Source organism: Streptomyces prunicolor, from assembly GCF_045162825.1.
Lineage (GTDB): Bacteria > Actinomycetota > Actinomycetes > Streptomycetales > Streptomycetaceae > Streptomyces > Streptomyces prunicolor.
The window spans coordinates 4,048,029-4,065,265 of record NZ_CP108676.1 but is presented as its reverse complement, the minus strand read 5'-3'; the positions used below and the strand labels follow the sequence as shown (position 1 = coordinate 4,065,265).

Genomic DNA, 17,237 nt, shown 5'->3' with positions numbered 1-17,237 from the left:
GTGGAGCGGCTGTTGGCGAGATTGTGGCCCTCCTTACGGCCTCCCAACTGCGGCGCGAGACAATTGACATATGCCTTAGGTATTCCCCGTGGCGCGGACCTTGGGTGTTCGATTGCTCACGTGTCGTAATTGAATAATTGTCAAAGAATCGCGCCGAGGAATTCCCGGGTCCGCTGTTGTTCCGGATCGCCGAAGATCTGCTCCGGCGGGCCCGATTCGATGACCTTTCCCGAGTCGAACATCAGGACTTGATCCGAAATATCCCGGGCGAAATTCATCTCGTGGGTCACACAGAGCATCGTGATGTCGGTGGTGCGGGCGATGTCCCGCAGGACGTCGAGGACGCCGGCGACCAGTTCCGGGTCGAGCGCGGAGGTCACCTCGTCGAGCAGAAGGACCTGCGGGCGCATCGCCAGTGCCCGGGCGATCGCGACGCGCTGCTGCTGGCCGCCGGAGAGCTGGGTCGGGCGGGCGCCGGCCTTGTCGGCGAGGCCGACCAGGTCGAGCAGCTCCAGGGCGCGCGCCTCCGCCTCGTCCTTGGGCATACCCAGGACGGTGACCGGCGCCTCCGTCACATTGCGCAGCACGGTCATGTTCGGGAACAGGTTGAACTGCTGGAACACCATCCCGATCTTCTTGCGGATCTCCCGGATCTGCTTCTCGGGCGCGGGGAACAGCTGCTCCCCGTCGACGGTGATCGTGCCCTCGTCCGGCTTGGTCAGGGTCATCAGCAGCCGCAGGATCGTGGTCTTGCCCGACCCGGAGGGACCGATCAGGGTGACGTGCTTCCCGGACTCGACGGCGAAGTCGAGGTCGTCGAGCACGGTGTTGGACCCGAAGCGCTTCGTCACATGGTCCAGGCGGATCAACTCGCTGCCGTCCACCGGGGGGTTGGCGTTGGCGTCGGTTTCCTTCGTCAGGGGCGTGTCAGCGGACAAGGCGTCGCTCCAGGGCTCGGATCAGCAGGGAGGCGGGATAGGAGATGAGGATGAAGGCCACACCGATCACCGTGATGGGCTCGGTGAACTGGTAGTGCTCCTGGGAGAACAGCCGGGCCTGGCCCATCAGTTCGAGCACGGTGATCACCATCAGGATCGGGGTGTCCTTGAGCATCGCGATCACGTAGTTGCCGAGCGCCGGGATCACCCGGCGGATCGCCTGCGGCAGGATCACGGCCGTCCAGGTCCGGCGCACCGGCAGGTTCAGCGCGGTCGCCGCCTCCCACTGGCCGACGGGCACCGCCTCGATGCCCGCGCGGTAGACCTGCATCGTGTACGTCGAGTAGTGCAGCCCGATCGCGAAGACACCGGTGGTCAGCGCGGAGAAGGTCAGGCCCCACTCGGGCAACACGTAGAACAGGAAGAACAGTTGCACCAGCAGCGGGGTGTCCCGCACGAACTCGGTGACGACCCCGACCGGCCAGCGCACCCAGCGCGACGGCGTCCGCATCAGCAGCGCCCACACCAGTCCGAGGACGAACGAGATCAGTGATCCGAGGACCAGGATCTGCAGGGTGACCTTCAGGCCGTCCCAGAAGTACGGCATGAACTCGCTCACGGCGTTCCAGTCCCACTTCACGCGACGCCACCTCCGACACCCGTGGTCTGCGCGCGCTTCAGCTCACGTGCGGCCTTCTCGTTGCCGGGCGCCTTGCCGATCCCCGCCTTCAGCTTCTTCTCCAGCCCGCGCATCAGCCGGGTGAGGGCGAACGCGATCACGAAGTAGATGAGCAGGATGTACGTGTAGATCTCCGCGCTCTGCTGCAGCGCGAGCCGCACCAGGTTGGCGCTGAAGGTGAGATCGCCCATGCCCATGACCGAGACCAGGGCGGTGCCCTTGAGCAGTTCGATCAGCAGGTTGCAGAAGGACGGGATCATCTCCGGCACGGCCTGCGGCAGCAGGATCAGCCGCATCCGCTGCCAGGGCGTGAAGCTCAGCGCGACCCCGCCCTCCTGCTGCGCCGGGTCGACCGCGTTCAGGGCGCCGCGCACGATCTCCGTGCCGTACGCGCCGTAGGTCAGGCCGAGGGCGAGGGTGCCCGCCCACAGCGGGACCAGTTGCCAGCCGAAGGCGACCGGCAGGACGAAGAACACCCAGAAGATCATGACGAGGGCGGAGGTGCCGCGGAACACCTCGGTGTACAGACCGGCGAGGAAGCGGACGATCCACAGCCGGTGGGTCCGGGCGATGCCGACGACGAAGGACACGGCGGTGGCCAACAGCGCGCTGAGGACGAGGAGTTGGACGGTGGTCCAGATCCCCTTGAGGACGAGTTCCCAGAGTCCTGAGGTCATCCGGCGCAGAGCTCCTTCGCGGTGAGGTCCGTCATCTCGGCCTGGGTGAACCCGAAGGGCCGCAGGATGCGGAACAGCTCCCCGCTCTTCTTGAGCTTGTGCAGCTCGGCGTTGAAGGCGTCGCGCAGCTTCGTCTCGGTCGGCCGGAACGCGAAGGCGCCGCCGTCGATGCGCGGTTTCCCGTCGACGAGCGGGGCGAACGGCGTGGTCGACTCCGCCTTGGCGGACTTCTTCACGACCGCGCGGGTGGTGAGCGCCGTACCGGCGAAGACGTCAACTCGCCCCGCTTCCACGGCGTTCAGCCCGGCGACCTGGTCCGGGACGATCAGGATGTCGCTCTGCTTGTACCCGGCGTCGACGACGTGCTGGATCTGGGCCCACCCGGTGCCGGTGGCGAACTTCGCCTTCTTCGCGACGACGTCCTTGTAGTTGTGCAGCCCCTTCGGGTTGCCCTTGCGGACGACGAAGGAGTCGAGCACCTGGTAGTCCGGGTCGGCGAAGATGACCTGCTCACAGCGTTCCGGGTTCACGTACATGCCGGCGGCCACGACGTCGAACTGCTGCGAGTTCAGGCCGGGTATGAGCGAGCCGAACTCGGTGGGCACGGGCTGGACGCTGTCGACGCCGAGGCGCTGGAAGATGACCTTCGCCAACGCCGGTGCCTCACCGGTCAGTCGACCGTCCTTGTCGATGTACCCGAACGGGATCTCACCCGAGATCCCCAGCCGTGCGACGCCCTGCGCCTTCAGCCGGTCGAGCAGATCACCGCCGCTCGTGGTCGACGCGGTGGCCACCCGACTGCAGCCGGCCGCGCCCAGCGCACCCGCCGCCGCCACCCCGGCGAGCAGTGCCCGACGGGTGTGACCCGGCGTGTGACCGGATGTGTGTCTGTCGTTCCCAATTGGTGGAGCCATGGGCGCGCAGCTACCCGACCGCTCTCGGGTTATGCACCCTGGGAGGCATGACGGATCACTTCATCGAGGTCTCACTCGCAAAGCGGAACGTCCACTGCCGGGCAAAACTGCTGGTGGAACGTGCCCCGCTCACCTGCGCGGCGATCTGGGACGCACTCCCGCTCGTCGGCGACGTCTACCACGCCAAGTACGCCCGCAACGAGATCTACGCCCTTTTCCCGCCATTCGCAGAAACGGAACCCCCGCTGGAGAACCCCACAGTCACCCCCATACCGGGCGATCTCTGCTATTTCGCCTTCGCCGGCACGGAACTCGGCACGAAGGCCTACGGCTACGACCGCGAGGTCCGCGCCGGCACGACGGTCGTCGACCTGGCCCTGTTCTACGAACGCAACAACCTCCTTCTCAACGGCGACGTGGGCTGGGTGCCCGGCATCGTCTGGGGTCAGGTGGTCGAGGGCCTGGAGGAGATGGCGGAGGCCTGCAACGACCTGTGGCGGTCGGGGGCGGCGGGGGAGAGCCTCAGCTTCCGGCGGGCCTGATTCCCGGTTCGTCCGGTGGTGCTGCGCGACCGTGGCACCGCGCTCGAGATCTAGTCTTCTCCTCGGGATCGATTCGCCGGGTTTGGGAGTTGGTATGCGGAACATCACGGGCTGGGTGACGGCGTGCTGGACAGTGATGGTCCTGCGCGCCGCGCCGACGTCGGAGTCGGCTCGTCGGTTGTCCGGCTTCCCGGACGGCTCCTGCCGCTGGTCCGTGGACTCGGTGCGGCCGTTGGTCTCGCCGGATGACCGTCTGCTGATGGTGCACCTGGCCTGTTCGGACGGGCATCACCAGTGGGGACTGTGGCGCGAGCTTTCCGAGGATCGCTACACGGTTGTCTCGGGCATGTTCTGCGGCGGTTCGGCGGCCGACGCGCTCGCCGCCGCGGGCATCCCGGAGGAAAGGCACGGTCAGTTCTTCCTGGAGGACGAGCTGACGGACGTGCCGGTGATCGACCTGGACGGCCTGCCCGGGTGCCGATGGATTCCTCCGGTGGGCCGCGTACAGGTGATGACAGGCGGCCGGTAAGGCACGGGGCCGGACCTCGGAACAGCGAGGCGTGCAGGCCCACCGTCAGCCGCGCTCCCCGGAGTCCAGCGCGTGCGCCGCCCGCAGCACCAGATCGTCCCGGTGCCGCGCCCCCACGATCTGCAACCCGATCGGCAGCCCGTCGCCGTCGTTCCCCACGGGGACGGTGGCGGCGGGCTGTTGGGTCAGGTTGAAGGGGTACGTGAACGGGGTCCAGCCCGTCCAACGCCGGTGCCCGGAACCCTTCGGGACCTCAACTCCCGCCTCGAACGCGGTGATCGGGAGCGTCGGCGTGACGAGGAGGTCGTAGCGCTCGTGGAACAGGCCCATCCTGCGGCCGAGTTCCATGCGGGCGTCCACCGCCGCGAGATAGTCCAGCGCCGAGAAGCCCGCTCCCGTCGCGCAGATCTCGCGCAGCCCCGGATCGAGCAACTCCCGCTGCCGCGGCGCGAGTTTCTGGGTCACCCGGGCCGCTCCGCTGAACCACAGGGTGTGGAAGGCGTCCACCGGGTCGCTGAAGTCGGGGTCGGTCTCCTCGACGTACGCGCCGAGCGCGGCCAGCCGCTCCACGCCCCGCCGTACCGCCGCCGCGACCGCCGGACGCACGGCCACCTGGCCGCCGAGGGACGGGGAGTACGCGATCCGCAGGCCCCGGACCCCGCCCGCGAGCCCCTCCGTGAACGAACCCGGCGCGCGGTCGAGCCCCGACCAGTCACGGGCGTCCGGGACGCCGATCACGTCCAGCATCAGCGCCGCGTCCGCCGCGTCCCGCGTCATCGGCCCGACGTGCGACAACGTGCCGAACGCGCTCGCCGGGTACAGCGGCACCCTGCCGTACGTCGGCTTCAGCCCGAAGATCCCGCAGAAGGACGCGGGGATACGGACACTGCCGCCGCCGTCCGTGCCCAGCGACAACGGCCCCGCGCCGAGGGCAACGGCCGCCGCGCTCCCGCCACTTGAACCACCCGCCGTGCGCGAGGGGTCGTGCGGATTGCGGGTGATGCCCGACAGCGGGGAGTCCGTCACGCCCTTCCAGCCGAACTCCGGGGTCGTCGTCTTGCCGATGAACACCGCGCCGTGCTCGCGCAGTCGGGCCACCGAGGGCGCGTCCTCGTCCCAACTGCCCTGCTCGGAAATGGTCTTGGAGCCGCGCAGGGTCGGAGTCCCGCGCTGGAGCAGGATGTCCTTGACCGTGACCGGCACGCCGTCCAGCAGCCCGGTCGGTTCCCCGCGTCGCCAGCGTTCCGCGGATTCGGCCGCCGACGCCAACGCGCCCTCCGCGTCGAGCCGTACGAACGCGTTCACGGCGGGCTGGATCTCCTCGGCCCGTTCGAGGGTGGCGCGGGTCGCGTCCACGGGACTGAACTCCCTTCTGCGGTAGCCGTCGAGGAGTTCCACGGCGGTCAGCTCGGTGAGTTCGGTCGTCATCCGGCCCTCCAGAGTGGGGAGTTCAGTGCCCCGGTACGTACCCACGCTTCTTGTCGACCACGTTCGGCAGCGGCTTTCCCGCCTCCCATCTCTCGTACGCCGCGACGAACTGCGTGCCGAGTTCGTCCCGCCAGCCGACCGTGTCGCCGCTCATGTGCGGGGACACGATCAGCCCCGGTACCTGCCACAACGGGCTGTCCGGGGTGAGGGGTTCGGCCTCGAAGACGTCGAGGGCGGCGCCCGCGATCCAGTGCTTGGTGAGTGCCTCCGCGAGCGCGCTCTCCACGACGAGTTGGCCCCGGCCCACGTTGATGAAGCGCGCCGAGGGCTGCATGCAGCCGAACTGGCGGGCGTCGAACATGCCCCGCGTGTCGTCGGTGAGCGGGGCCGCCGAGATCACCCAGTCGGCGCGGGCCATCAGCCGGTCGATCTCGCCGGGGCCGTGGATACCGGTGCGCGGGGTGCGGCCGACCAGCGCGGTCGTCACCCCAAGTGCCTTGAGCGTACGGACGATTGCCCGCCCGATCGGCCCGGAGCCGACCACACACGCACGTGTTCCGGCCACCCGCTGCGCCTCGCGGTGCCGCCAGGTCCGCTCCCGCTGGAGCTCCAGCGTCCCGGGCAGATCCTTGGCCATCGCGAGGACGAGGGCGGCGACGTACTCGGCGATCGGCTGGTCGAAGACGCCCCGCGCGTTCGTCACCACCGTGTCGGAGTCGGCGAGTTCGGGACACATCAGGTGGTCCACACCCGCGCTGGCGGTATGCACCCAGCGCGGCCGGGGACCCTCGCCCGGCCAGGCGGCGCGCACCGCGTGTGAGGCGAAGTCCCACACCAACAGCACGTCGGCGGACGGAAGTTGATCAGCGAGCGTCGATTCACTGGCGTGCTCGACGCGCACCCGCCCGGTCAGCTTGCCGAGTCGGGGCAGCGGGTCGGCGTCCAGGACGAGAAGGGTGGGCAGGGCAGGGGGAGTTGCGGTCATGCGAAGCCGTTTCTCGCGGGAGGTACAGCGTGAAGCACGGCGGGAGGCACCGAGCGCGGCCGTCTGACATGCACGGATTGACCACGCTCGCACTCGAACCTACCTTCGTCAACACGGACGCCCGCACGGACCGTTGTCACCCCGTTTCTCTTGGTGAGGCCGGTGTAGCCATGCATGTTTCCTTCCTGGGCGGACCCCGCCCGCAGCGCGGTGTCGGTGTCGTCGCCCCCTTCGACTTCGCGCTGGACCGCGAGTTGTGGCGCTGGGTCCCCGACGACATCTCGCTGCATCTCACGCGGACGCCGTTCGTGCCCGTCGAGGTGAGCCTCGACCTGGCGCGGCTCGTCAGCGAGCACGAGACGCTCCACGACGCGGTCCGCACGCTGAACGCGGTCGCCCCCGAGGTCGTCGCGTACGCCTGCACCTCCGGAAGCTTCGTCGGCGGGATCGCCGGGGAGCGCGCGATGTGCGAGGCGATGACCCGGGCCGGCGAGGTCCCGTCCCTGACCACCTCGGGCGCCCTGCTCGCCGCCCTCACCGAACTGGGCGCCCGCCGGATCGCCCTGGTCACCCCCTACACCGTGTCCGTCACCCAGTCCCTGGAGGAGTACCTCGCCGAGGCCGGCGTCGAGGTCACCGGCCGCGCTTTCATGGGCCTGACCCGGCACATCTGGAAGGTGCCGTACCGCGACGTCGTCGACATGGCCCACCAGGCCGTCAAGGGTGCGGCCGACGCGCTCTTCATCAGCTGCACCAACCTCCCGACGTACGACGTGATCCCCCAACTGGAGGCGGAACTGCGCATACCGGTGATATCGGCCAACCAGGTCACGATGTGGGCAGCCCTGCGCCGACTGGGTACGCGTGCCGTGGGCCCCTATCAGGCGCTGCTTGGGGGCACCTCCCACACCCATTGGGGCAGTGGGGGAGAACCGGCCCGCCGTCAGGGGCCGGTACTGCCGGAAGAACACCAGGAAGGCTGGTCATGACCGCACTCGGATTCCTCTACCCGGGCCACTCCGCCGAGGACGACTACCCGCGCATGGAACAGCTCCTCGGCAGCGACGTCCGCCTCGACGTGGTCCACACGGACATCGGCGAGGACGCACACCGCGTGGACGCGCTCCTGAGGATGGGCTCCCCCGAGCGCCTCACGGCGGGCGTCGAGCAACTCCGCATGTCCGGCGCCGAGGCCGTCGTCTGGGCCTGCACCAGCGGCAGTTTCGTCTACGGCTGGGAGGGCGCCCACGAGCAGGTCCGCGCCCTCGCCCGGGCGGCGGGCCTCCCGGCGTCGTCGACGTCCTTCGCCTTCGTGCACGCGGCGAAGGAGCTGGGGGTGCGCCGGGTGGCCGTAGGAGCGACGTACCCGGAGGACGTGGCGAACCTGTTCGCCGACTTCCTGCGCGCCGGGGGAGTGGAACCGGCCACGGTGCGCGCCTCCGGCATCATCACCGCGGCCGAGGTCGGCACATGGGGCTACGACGAGGTACTCACCCTCGCCCGGTCGGTGGACGCCCCGGACATCGAGGCGGTCCTGCTCCCCGACACGGCCCTGCACACGGCCGCCCACATCCCCGCCCTGGAGAAGGAACTCGGCAAGCCGGTCCTCACGGCCAACCAGGTCACGGTCTGGGAGGCCCTGCGCCTGGCGGACCGCAAGGTCAACGCGCCGGACCTGGGCACACTGTTCACGAAGGAACCGCTCGTACAGGCCGGCTGACCTGGCGGGGGCTGGGGGCGGCGGACAGACCGCGATGCGCGAGCGGCCGGTCTCGGTCGGTGGGGCACGGTGGGGTGCCGGGGGTGCCGGGATGCCGGGGTGTCGGGATGCGGGGTGTTCGAGCGGCGCCGTCGGCCTGCCGAGTAACCCGGATCGGCCGGTCGCTGTCCTGGAGTGGACCTCTCCGTCGGCCTGCCGGACGACCCAGGCCGGCCGGTCGATCCGGTGGTGCCGGTCGGTTCGGTGGTGCGTCGATTCGGTCGGGCACCGCTCCGACCTACCCGCCCGCCCGGCCACCCGCTCAGTCGGTCGGCCTCAGCAGCGCCTCCAGCCGTTCCAGCAGCGCCAGGGCCTCGGTCGGGTCGGTGGTGGCGGCCGCCAGCGCCGGGGCGATCGGGGCCTCGCGGACCGCCCGCATCCGCGTCGACGGCTCGGGGCTGGGGCGGAGCAGGGTGCGGCGGCCGTCCGTCGGGTCGGGCTCGGTGATCAGCGCGTCGGCGGAGCGCAGCCGGGCGACGCAGTTGGAGACCTGGCTCTGCACCAGGCCGGTGCGCCGGGCGACCTCGGTGACCGTGGTGCCGGGGTGGTCCCGGATGTCGGCGGCGACGATCAGGACCGTACGGGTGCTGGTGGGGTGATCGCCGATGCCCTCGGTGGGGATGGCGGACTCCGCGATCTTCTGAAGGCGGACACCCAGCAGGAACAGGTCGTCGACGTTCATGGACCCAGATATATCAGAAAGAGATGCATCTCATCTTGATGCATCTAGATCTGATGGATATGTTTCTCGTCATGACACGGATGACGCGGAAGACACGGATGACGGGCATGGCGAAGGCAGGCGCAGCGAAGACCGGCGCGCCGAAGCTGCGCGGAAACCCCTGGGCCGTCCTGGCCACGCTCTCCCTCGGGTTCTTCATGACCCTCCTCGACATGACGATCGTCAACATCGCGATCCCCGACGTGATGCACTCCCTGCACGCGGGCCTCGACCAGGTGATGTGGATGGTCAGCGGCTACACCCTCGTCCTCGCCGCCCTCCTGGTGACCTCCGCCCGGCTCGGCGACATGAAGGGTCAGCGCACCCTGTTCGCCGCCGGAACCGCCCTGTTCACCCTGGCCAGCGCGGCCTGCGGCCTGGCCACCGGGCCTACGACGCTCATCGCGGCCAGGGTTGTGCAAGGCCTCGGCGCGGCCCTGCTCACCCCGCAGACCATGGCGCTGATCGTCGCCACCTTCCCCGCCGCCCGGCGCGGTACCGCACTCGGGATCTGGGGCTCGGTCGCCGGCGTGGCCACCCTCTCCGGTCCCACCCTCGGCGGGCTCATCGTCAGTACGGTCGGCTGGCGCTGGGTGTTCTTCGTCAACATCCCCGTCGGCCTGCTGGTCCTCGCGCTGACCTTCCGCTGGGTACCCGACCTGCGTACCGGCCGCGCCCACCGCCTCGATGTCCCCGGCGTCCTGCTCTCCGGCGCCGCCCTGACCGGCCTCACCTTCGCCCTGATGGAAGGCGACCGCTACTCCTGGAACCCCGGGATCTGGACCCTGGCCGCCGCGTCCCTGGCCCTCGGCGCCCTGTTCCTCCGCCACCAGGCCCGCCGTCAGAACGCCGAACCCCTCATCCCCTTCGCCCTGTTCACCGACCGCGGCTTCACCGTCATGACCGCCCTGATGGGTGCGATCGGCGCCGCCCTGATCGGCGCGATCCTCCCGCTGAGCCTCTTCCTCCAACAGCAACTCGGCCTCAGCGCGATCCACGCCGGCCTCGCGCTCGCACCCTCCCCGCTCGTCTCCCTGCTCGTCTCGCCGTACGCGGGCCGCCTGAGCGACCGGATCGGCGGGCGGCGCGTCCTCCTCGCCGGTCTCCTCTCTTTCGGTACGGGCCTCACCGCGGCCATCCTCCTGGCCACCCCCGGCGCCCACGCCCTGACCCTCACCGCACCCCTGATGCTCATGGGCCTCGGCACCGGCTGCATGATCGCGCCGCTCTCCACGGAGGCCATGCGCAACGTTCCGCCGCACCTCGCAGGCACGGCCTCGGGCGTCAACAACACGGTCCGGCAACTGGGTTCGGTCCTGGGAGCGGCTGCTACGGCGGCCCTGATGGCGGCCGGGTCGACCCCGCTGGCCGGCCTCCACCTGGCCATGGCACTCCCGGTGGTCCTGCTCGCGATCGCGGCCGGTGTCCTCGTGATCCCCTCGCGCCGCCACCCGACACACGCGCCCACTCCCGGGAATAAACCGGAGACAGCCTCCTGTTAGCCCGGGAAGGAACCGCACAGCTCACAACAGGAGGCACCCACCGTGGCGGCAGACGACGAGGTCCGGGGCGCGACCGACGAGATCAGGGGTGACGAGATCCGGGGCACGGCACAGGGCACCGCCCCCGTCCCGCTCTCCGTACTGGACCTGGTGACCGTGGGCGCCGGCCGCACCGCCACGGACGCGCTCCGCACCAGCGTGAAGATCGCCAAGCTCGCCGAGTCGCGCGGCTTCCACCGCTACTGGGTCGCCGAGCACCACTCGATGCCGGGCGTCGCCTCCTCCTCGCCCGCCGTGATCCTGGCCCACCTCGCCGCCCACACGGACCGCATCCGCCTCGGCTCGGGCGGCGTCATGCTCCCGAACCACGCCCCGCTCGTCATCGCGGAGCAGTTCGGCACCCTGGAGGCGCTCGCCCCGAACCGCGTCGACCTCGGCCTCGGCCGCGCCCCCGGCACCGACGGCTCCACCGCCGCCGCCCTGCGCCGTACCGACCGCCTGAACGAGGGCGCCGACGACTTCCCCGAGCAACTGGCCGAGCTGACCCGCTTCTTGGACGACGACTTCCCCTCCGGCCACCCCTACGCCCGCATCCACGCGGTCCCCGGCCCGATCCAGTCGACCTCGCCCGGCGGCGTCCAGTCCCCGCACCGCCCGCCGATCTGGCTGCTCGGCTCCTCCGGCTTCAGCGCCCGCCTGGCCGGCATGCTCGGCCTGCCGTTCGCCTTCGCCCACCACTTCTCCGCGCAGAACACCGTCCCGGCGCTCGACCTCTACCGCGAGTCCTTCCGCCCGAGCGCGGTGCTCGACGCGCCGTACGCCCTGATCGGTGTCTCCGCCCTCGCCACCGACGACGAGAAGGAGGCCCGCCGCCAGGTGCTGGCCGCCGCCCTCAACATGGTCCGGCTGCGCACCGGCCGCCCCGGCCTCGTGCCCACCCCGGAAGAGGCCGAGGCGTACGAATTCAGCCCCATGGAGCGGGAGTTCATCACGTCCTGGAACGCCAACGTCATCCACGGCACGGTCGACGAGGTCCGCACCGGACTCGACGACCTGCAAAAGCGCACGGGCGCCGACGAGTTGATGCTCACGTCCCACGCCCACAACGCGGACCTGCGCCTGCGCTCGTACGAACTGATCGCCGACGCCTATGAGTTGACGGCCGATCAGGAAGCCTGATTGCAGGCCTTCGTCCCCAGCAGCTCGGAGATACGATCCGGCGCCACCGGACGGGAGTACAGCCACCCCTGTCCGGTGTCGCAGCCGATCCGGCGCAGCCGGGCCGCCTGCGCCGAGGTCTCCACGCACTCGGCGGTCACCGACAGGCCCAGCCGGTGGGCGAGTTGGATCATCGCCTCGACGATGACCTCGTCCGCCGGGTTCGGCGGGACACCCTCACCCTCGTACTGGAAGCCGCGGACGAAGGAACCGTCCAACTTCAGTACGGAGACCGGCAGTCGGCTCAGGTACGCCAGGTTCGAGTACCCGGTGCCGAAGTCGTCGATGGCGATGTGCACACCCATGTCGCTCAGCGCCTGGAGCGCCTGCAACGGCCGCCCCGCCGACCCCATCACCGCGGACTCCGTCAGCTCCAACTGCAGCAGCCGCGGGTCCAGTCCGGTCTCGGCCAGCGTCTGCGCCACATCCGCCACCAGGTCCGAGTCCCACACCTGGCGTACGGCCACGTTGACGCTCACGAAGATCGGCGGCTCGTCCGGGTGGTCCAGCTGCCAACGGCGGGCCTGGCGGCAGGCGGTGACCAGGACCCAACGGCCGAGCTGCACGATCGAGCCGTCCTCCTCGGCCAGTCCGATGAACCGATTCGGCGTCAGCATGCCGAACTGCGGGTGATTCCAGCGCACCAACGCCTCGACCCCGCGCAGCCGTCCGTTCTCCATCCCCACCAACGGCTGGTACTCCAGGGTGAATTCACCCCGCTCGATGGCCGGACGGAGGGTGGAGGCCAGCGCCTGGCGGGTCATGCGGTGCGCGTTGCGCTCCGGATCGAACAGCGTCCAGCGGGACTTGCCGTCCGCCTTCGCCCAGTACAGCGTCGTGTCGGCGGCCTGCATCAGCCCGGTCGCCGTCGTACCGGCCGCCTGCCGCTCGACCACACCGATCGACGCCGACAACGACAGCCGCTGCCCCGACAGGTCGAACGGCGCCTGCAACGCCTTCAGCACCGACTCGGCGAGATCGGCCAGTTGGTCCGTGCCGGTCGAGTCCTCGACGAGCAGCGCGAACTCGTCCCCGCCCAGCCGCGCCACCAGCGGCGAACTCGCCCGGGCATAGCCTGCCTCGTCCGCACACCGCGTCAACCGCTCGGCCACGGCCGCCAACAGCCGGTCGCCGACGCGGTGTCCGAGCGTGTCGTTGACCGCCTTGAAGCCGTCCAGATCCAGATAGCACAGGCCGATCCGCCCGGTGCCGCCCTGCTCGTACGACTCCGCCTCCAGCGCGGCCGCGAGCCGCTCGAAGAACAGGGTGCGGTTGGGCAGCCGGGTCACCGGGTCGTGCATCTCCAAGTGCCGTAGCCGCGCCTGGAGTTCACGGCGGGCGCTGATGTCGGTCAGCGACAGCAGCACGCCGTGCTCCTCGGCCGGCAGCGGCGCCACGCTCACCTGCACCCACAGGGAGTGCCCGTCGGGGTGCTTGACCCGGCGGGTGCAGCTCAGCTTGGCCTGCCGGCCGCTCAGCACCTCGCGATAGGCGTGCCAGGTCCGCGCGTCCGACTTCAGGTCCATCAGCTCGGCCGCGACCAGCCCGGTCAGCGCGGCACCCGCCTTGCCGAGCAGCGCGCCGAACGTGTCGTTCGCGCTGACGACCAGACCGTCGCGGTCCACGACGGCCATCGCGAGGGGGGCCGCGGAGAAGGCGGACCCGAGCGGGCCGTACTCGGAGAAGCCACCGAAGCCACCGGACTGACGGGACTCACCGGAGCCGCTGGGCCGATCGGGCTCAGCGGAGCCGCTGGACAGACCGGACTCACCGGAGCCGCTGGACTCACCGGGCTCAACGGACCCGGGGACATGGATGCGAGGTGACGCCTCGCCTTTACTCTCTGTGACGGCCGGCCGGATGAGATCCGCCGCGGGCGCCGGCCCTTCGGACGTTCCGCTCACCGCTCGCTCCCGCAGTGCACTCGATCTTCGGATGGGTCTCGTCGGGATGGCCGACCGGGTGGGGGGCCGCCGTGCCGTGTCCGTGCAGGAAAGTGTGCCGATCATAGAGGTTGGCCCCCGGCCCTTCCAGCCACTCTCCAGTGTCCCGGAACAACGGCCGGTTCCGGCAGATCGTTTCCGCCCGCACCTGGGCGGGTTCTTCAAAAGGCCGACCACATGTGACGTTCCGTGAGTGTTTCCGGATGTCAGCCCGGGCGTGTCCCGGCCCTCCGGGGCGGCCCCCTCACCCTTCTGGTGCAGATAAACAGGGCGTACCCCAACAAACCACCACAGGCTGGGTGTCGGTGTCCCGCGAACCCGCTCCCGGAGGTCGAACGTGCCGTGTCAGCTCCCCCTCAAGGGGCTCTCCCGTACGGCGCTCAAGGGGCTCGCCCAGTGGCGGACGCGCCCCGGACTGCGCGGCACCGCGGCCGTGTTCACCACCATGTCCGCACTCGCCGCGACCTCGATCATGTCCAGCCAGTCGGTCGCCGAGCCGTTCTCGACCACACCCTGCGCCCTCAAACGCACCGACGCCCACCACTCCGAGGGCCTCGACACCTGGAACACCGCCTACCCGCGCCCCACCCGCGCGCTCGACGCGGTGATGATCTTCCTCTCCTTCCCCGACGCGACCCCGCGCACCACCCCCGCCGAACTGGCCGCCGACCACTTCCCGGCCACCACCCGCTTCTACGAACACGCCTCCTACGGCAGGTTCACGCTCCGCCCGCACCCGCTGCGGAACTGGATCCGCATGCCGCACGCGTCCACGTCGTACGCCATACAGCGCGACTGGAACCCGGTGAACCGGGCCGCCTACCTCCGCGACGCGCTCGCCGCCGCCGACCCCCAGGTCGACTTCTCGCGCTACGACATCGTCTACTTCGTGGCCGATCCGGACGCGCCCGGCGTGGACTCGGACGCGACGAAGGTCGTCAACCTGGACACCCCGCTGCGGGCCGACGGCACGGACGTCCGACGGGTCGTCACGGTCTTCGAGAAGCACCCGCCGGACCGGCTCGTCCTCGCCCACGAGACGGGCCACGTCTTCGACCTGCCCGACCTCTACCACCGGCCGGTGGACGGCAAGGGCGACTGGGACACGTACGTCGGCGACTGGGATCTGATGGGCAGTCAATTCGGCTTGTCGCCCGACCTGTTCGCCTGGCACAAGTGGAAGCTGGGCTGGCTGGATCCGCGCCAGGTGGTGTGCGTACGGGGGACCGCGCCGAAACGGCTGACCCTGGAACCGGTGGCCGCCGGGCCCGGTGCGGCGGGCTCGACAATCTCAGCGGCTTCGGCGGGATCACCGGCGTTCGGGCTCGGCCTGGGGGCCAAACTGGCGGTCGTGCGCACCGGGACCGACAGCGCGCTGGCCTTCGAGGCGCGCAGCCCGGTCGGCAACGACAGCACGGCCTGCAAGCAGGGCATCCTCGTGTACCGGGTGCGCGACGGCGCGGCCTCCGGGAACGGCCCGATCGAGGTCGTCGACGCCCACCCACGCACCGAGGCCTGCTGGGAGACCTCGGTCTACCCACCCCTCGCCGACGCCCCGGTCGCCCTCGGTGAGAGCTTCACCGTGCCCGGCGACAACGTGAAGGTGGAGGTGGAGGGGCGGACGGCTTCGGGGGCGTGGACGGTGACGATCACGCCGGGGGAGCGGGGGGAGCGGGGGGAGCGGGGGGAGGCGGGAGGCTGATCCCTCCCGAACACCGGATACGTCAAAGGGCCCCTCGCTCTCGCGAGGGGCCCTTCACAGGTGCGCCGCCAGGGACTCGAACCCCGGACCCGCTGATTAAGAGTCAGCTGCTCTAACCAACTGAGCTAGCGGCGCCTGCTGACGTCGTAGACCTTAGCATCCTGATCCGGGGGAGGAAAAATCGATATCCGTACGGCGGTCCGGGCCGCCCGCACGGCCGCCCAGAGCAGGATCTCGGCACCGGGAAGCCAAGGTCGACGGGTGTCCGGGGCGACCAGCCAGCGCGAGTCGAACGGCGCCGACGAGGCCGTGCCGACCAGCGCCGGGACGGTCACCGCGTCGCCCTTGCCGTGACACAGCAGCGGCGGAACGGACCCCGTACGGCTGTGCTCCCCGGAGCGCGTGCCCCACTCCTCCCAGCCCAGCAGCGACGGCAACCGCTGAGCGGTACCCGGGCCGGCGAACAGGAGCATCCGCCCCCGGTACGTCGCGACCGGTCCCGAACCCGGGCCCTCCTCCCACAAACGGTCGACCATACGGCGCCCGAAGACCGCCGGGGCGCTCACCACGTCGAACGCGGAGCCGCAGGGCAGGACGACCGGGGCGTCCGGCCGTTCCTTCCAGAGGGCGAGGGTGCTGCGCGGATACGTTCCTGCCGAGGCGAGCCAGGCGGCACCGTCCGAGGTGACCCCCGAGATGTCGAAGCGGTCGGCGAAGGGCTCGTCCTGTGTGCGGCTCATGTCCCGTAGGTCTACCGGCCGTGAGTGCCTGCTAGCTAAGGGTTGCCAGAAATCGGGACAGGAGGGGGCGGGAGGGAGTATCTTGCCCGACCGGCATATGCCAGACGCGTCTTCTGGTGTCGGGTGAGATGCGGGGGTGTGGAGGGGGCTGTGGGGGTGGCTGGCGTTGTGGGCGCCGCGGGAGCCGCGTGAGTCACGGGTGCCGCGCGCTTGGCGGGTGTTGTGGGAGCCGCGGGCGCCGTAGGTGTCGCGAGAGTTGGGGGCGCCGCGAGTCGTTGCGGGTGCTGAGGGCGCCGAGGGTGTTGTGGGCGTCGCGGGAGTCGCGAGCCGTTGGAGGCGCTGCGGATGTTGTGGGCGCCGCAGGTGTCGCGAGCGTTGCGGGTGCCACGGGTGCCGCGGGTGCCACGGGTGCCGCGGGTGCCACGGGTGCCGCGAGCGCTGCGGGCATTGCGGGTGCCGCAGGAGTCGCGGGCCCCGGGCCCGGTCCGGCCCCGGTCAGCCCCCCCGGTCCATCCCTCCCCGGGTCTACCCCCCGGTTCACACCGGGTCGGCGCCCCCGCTGTCCCTGCCCTCCGTGCCGCGCAGCAGGTCCCGGCCGAACTCGACCATCTTCTTCGCGTAGTCCTCGGTCCACTCGGCCCGCTCGGCGATGTCCGCCGGCGTCAGCCGGTCGAAGCGGCGCGGATCGGCGAGCTGTGCCGCCGCGATCGCCTGGAACTCCACCGCGCGGTCGGTCGCGGCGCGGAACGCGTGGGTCAGCTCCGTCGCGCGGGCCAGCAGCGCGCGGGGGTCGTCTATCGACTCCAGGTCGAAGAAGTGCTCCGGGTCCTCGGCCGCCTGCGCGGGCTCGAAGAGCAGGGGCGCGGGGCGTAGCCGCGATTCGTTGCGACGCGGCGTTTGCTCCGCCATGTCTTCTCCTCCTCGTACGTCACGGATGACCCGCCTCATGAGCGGACCACC

At 70.4% G+C, this 17,237-nt stretch carries 17 protein-coding genes and 1 tRNA gene; 7 read left to right on the top strand and 11 right to left on the bottom strand.

The window, feature by feature from the left end; all coding sequences use genetic code 11:
- Positions 1-140: 140 nt before the first annotated feature.
- From ehuA to ehuB, 4 genes are read right to left on the bottom strand one after another with little or no spacing between them, the layout of a single operon-like run.
- Positions 141-938: an ectoine/hydroxyectoine ABC transporter ATP-binding protein EhuA gene (ehuA, locus tag OG588_RS18245; RefSeq protein ID WP_398877075.1), complete on the bottom strand. Its 798-nt coding sequence runs from the start codon at positions 936-938 to the stop codon at positions 141-143.
- Complete coding sequence (ehuD, locus tag OG588_RS18240) at positions 928-1,578, bottom strand: ectoine/hydroxyectoine ABC transporter permease subunit EhuD (RefSeq protein WP_366091298.1); 651 nt, start codon at positions 1,576-1,578, stop codon at positions 928-930. Before ehuD ends, ehuA begins: the two co-directional genes overlap by 11 nt.
- Positions 1,575-2,294, bottom strand: coding sequence for an ectoine/hydroxyectoine ABC transporter permease subunit EhuC (ehuC, locus tag OG588_RS18235; RefSeq protein ID WP_019056632.1), 720 nt, complete (start codon positions 2,292-2,294; stop codon positions 1,575-1,577). The genes ehuD and ehuC overlap by 4 nt, the downstream gene beginning before the upstream one ends.
- Positions 2,291-3,208, bottom strand: a complete 918-nt coding sequence (ehuB, locus tag OG588_RS18230) for an ectoine/hydroxyectoine ABC transporter substrate-binding protein EhuB (RefSeq protein WP_405948221.1) — start codon at positions 3,206-3,208, stop codon at positions 2,291-2,293. The genes ehuC and ehuB overlap by 4 nt, the downstream gene beginning before the upstream one ends.
- Before the next feature lie 47 nt (positions 3,209-3,255).
- Here ehuB and OG588_RS18225 point away from each other — a divergent pair, with 47 nt between their 5' ends.
- Positions 3,256-3,750 carry a DUF3830 family protein gene (locus OG588_RS18225; protein WP_365310422.1) on the top strand — a complete coding sequence of 165 codons (495 nt, stop codon included), beginning with the start codon at positions 3,256-3,258 and terminating at the stop codon, positions 3,748-3,750.
- Between the two features lie 94 nt (positions 3,751-3,844).
- Entirely contained in the window at positions 3,845-4,279 is a 435-nt protein-coding gene (locus OG588_RS18220; protein ID WP_405948220.1) for a hypothetical protein, read from the top strand.
- Positions 4,280-4,324: 45 nt separating this feature from the next.
- On the opposite strand, the gene OG588_RS18215 is transcribed toward OG588_RS18220, so the two are convergent.
- Entirely contained in the window at positions 4,325-5,707 is a 1,383-nt protein-coding gene (locus OG588_RS18215) for an amidase (RefSeq protein ID WP_405948219.1), read from the bottom strand.
- Positions 5,708-5,729: 22 nt separating this feature from the next.
- Positions 5,730-6,692: a D-2-hydroxyacid dehydrogenase gene (locus tag OG588_RS18210; RefSeq protein ID WP_405948218.1), complete on the bottom strand. Its 963-nt coding sequence runs from the start codon at positions 6,690-6,692 to the stop codon at positions 5,730-5,732.
- Positions 6,693-6,862: 170 nt separating this feature from the next.
- Between OG588_RS18210 and OG588_RS18205 the strand changes: the two genes are divergently transcribed.
- A complete protein-coding gene (locus tag OG588_RS18205; protein WP_405948217.1) occupies positions 6,863-7,681 on the top strand; it encodes an aspartate/glutamate racemase family protein in 819 nt (272 codons plus the stop codon).
- On the top strand, positions 7,678-8,412 hold the full coding sequence (locus OG588_RS18200; RefSeq protein WP_405948216.1) for an aspartate/glutamate racemase family protein: 735 nt from the start codon (positions 7,678-7,680) through the stop codon (positions 8,410-8,412). The genes OG588_RS18205 and OG588_RS18200 overlap by 4 nt, the downstream gene beginning before the upstream one ends.
- 301 nt (positions 8,413-8,713) lie before the next feature.
- Here OG588_RS18200 and OG588_RS18195 read toward each other — a convergent pair whose 3' ends face one another.
- Positions 8,714-9,133: a MarR family transcriptional regulator gene (locus OG588_RS18195; RefSeq protein ID WP_405948215.1), complete on the bottom strand. Its 420-nt coding sequence runs from the start codon at positions 9,131-9,133 to the stop codon at positions 8,714-8,716.
- Positions 9,134-9,204: 71 nt separating this feature from the next.
- On the opposite strand from OG588_RS18195, the gene OG588_RS18190 reads away from it, so the two are divergent.
- Both OG588_RS18190 and OG588_RS18185 read left to right on the top strand, forming a co-directional pair.
- Positions 9,205-10,674, top strand: coding sequence for an MFS transporter (locus OG588_RS18190; RefSeq protein ID WP_405948214.1), 1,470 nt, complete (start codon positions 9,205-9,207; stop codon positions 10,672-10,674).
- A 42-nt stretch (positions 10,675-10,716) separates the two neighbouring features.
- Positions 10,717-11,853 (top strand): LLM class flavin-dependent oxidoreductase, encoded by a 1,137-nt coding sequence (locus OG588_RS18185; protein ID WP_405948213.1) that lies wholly within the window; start codon positions 10,717-10,719, stop codon positions 11,851-11,853.
- Here the strand turns inward: OG588_RS18185 and OG588_RS18180 are convergent.
- Positions 11,841-13,796: a putative bifunctional diguanylate cyclase/phosphodiesterase gene (locus OG588_RS18180; RefSeq protein WP_405948212.1), complete on the bottom strand. Its 1,956-nt coding sequence runs from the start codon at positions 13,794-13,796 to the stop codon at positions 11,841-11,843. The two genes, OG588_RS18185 and OG588_RS18180, sit on opposite strands and share 13 nt — an antisense overlap.
- 376 nt (positions 13,797-14,172) lie before the next feature.
- On the opposite strand from OG588_RS18180, the gene OG588_RS18175 reads away from it, so the two are divergent.
- Positions 14,173-15,537 carry a M6 family metalloprotease domain-containing protein gene (locus OG588_RS18175; protein ID WP_405948211.1) on the top strand — a complete coding sequence of 455 codons (1,365 nt, stop codon included), beginning with the start codon at positions 14,173-14,175 and terminating at the stop codon, positions 15,535-15,537.
- Between the two features lie 61 nt (positions 15,538-15,598).
- On the opposite strand, the gene OG588_RS18170 is transcribed toward OG588_RS18175, so the two are convergent.
- The 3 genes from OG588_RS18170 to OG588_RS18160 form a co-directional block, all read right to left on the bottom strand.
- Positions 15,599-15,672, bottom strand: a tRNA-Lys gene (locus OG588_RS18170).
- The gene (locus OG588_RS18165; RefSeq protein ID WP_405948210.1) at positions 15,663-16,277 is read right to left on the bottom strand and encodes a bifunctional DNA primase/polymerase; all 615 of its coding nucleotides are present in this window, start codon (positions 16,275-16,277) and stop codon (positions 15,663-15,665) included. The genes OG588_RS18170 and OG588_RS18165 overlap by 10 nt, the downstream gene beginning before the upstream one ends.
- Before the next feature lie 537 nt (positions 16,278-16,814).
- The gene (locus OG588_RS18160; protein WP_405948209.1) at positions 16,815-17,186 is read right to left on the bottom strand and encodes a hypothetical protein; all 372 of its coding nucleotides are present in this window, start codon (positions 17,184-17,186) and stop codon (positions 16,815-16,817) included.
- Positions 17,187-17,237: the final 51 nt, after the last annotated feature.

Excerpts from the sequence above, each read along its gene's own strand:
- ehuC (WP_019056632.1), bottom strand. The coding sequence starts at position 2,294 with ATGACCTCAGGACTCTGGGAACTCGTCCTCAAGGGGATCTGGACCACC.
- ehuB (WP_405948221.1), bottom strand. The coding sequence starts at position 3,208 with ATGGCTCCACCAATTGGGAACGACAGACACACATCCGGTCACACGCCG.
- OG588_RS18225 (WP_365310422.1), top strand. The coding sequence starts at position 3,256 with ATGACGGATCACTTCATCGAGGTCTCACTCGCAAAGCGGAACGTCCAC.
- OG588_RS18220 (WP_405948220.1), top strand. The coding sequence starts at position 3,845 with ATGCGGAACATCACGGGCTGGGTGACGGCGTGCTGGACAGTGATGGTC.
- OG588_RS18215 (WP_405948219.1), bottom strand. The coding sequence starts at position 5,707 with ATGACGACCGAACTCACCGAGCTGACCGCCGTGGAACTCCTCGACGGC.
- OG588_RS18210 (WP_405948218.1), bottom strand. The coding sequence starts at position 6,692 with ATGACCGCAACTCCCCCTGCCCTGCCCACCCTTCTCGTCCTGGACGCC.
- OG588_RS18205 (WP_405948217.1), top strand. The coding sequence starts at position 6,863 with ATGCATGTTTCCTTCCTGGGCGGACCCCGCCCGCAGCGCGGTGTCGGT.
- OG588_RS18200 (WP_405948216.1), top strand. The coding sequence starts at position 7,678 with ATGACCGCACTCGGATTCCTCTACCCGGGCCACTCCGCCGAGGACGAC.
- OG588_RS18195 (WP_405948215.1), bottom strand. The coding sequence starts at position 9,133 with ATGAACGTCGACGACCTGTTCCTGCTGGGTGTCCGCCTTCAGAAGATC.
- OG588_RS18190 (WP_405948214.1), top strand. The coding sequence starts at position 9,205 with ATGACACGGATGACGCGGAAGACACGGATGACGGGCATGGCGAAGGCA.
- OG588_RS18165 (WP_405948210.1), bottom strand. The coding sequence starts at position 16,277 with ATGAGCCGCACACAGGACGAGCCCTTCGCCGACCGCTTCGACATCTCG.
- OG588_RS18160 (WP_405948209.1), bottom strand. The coding sequence starts at position 17,186 with ATGGCGGAGCAAACGCCGCGTCGCAACGAATCGCGGCTACGCCCCGCG.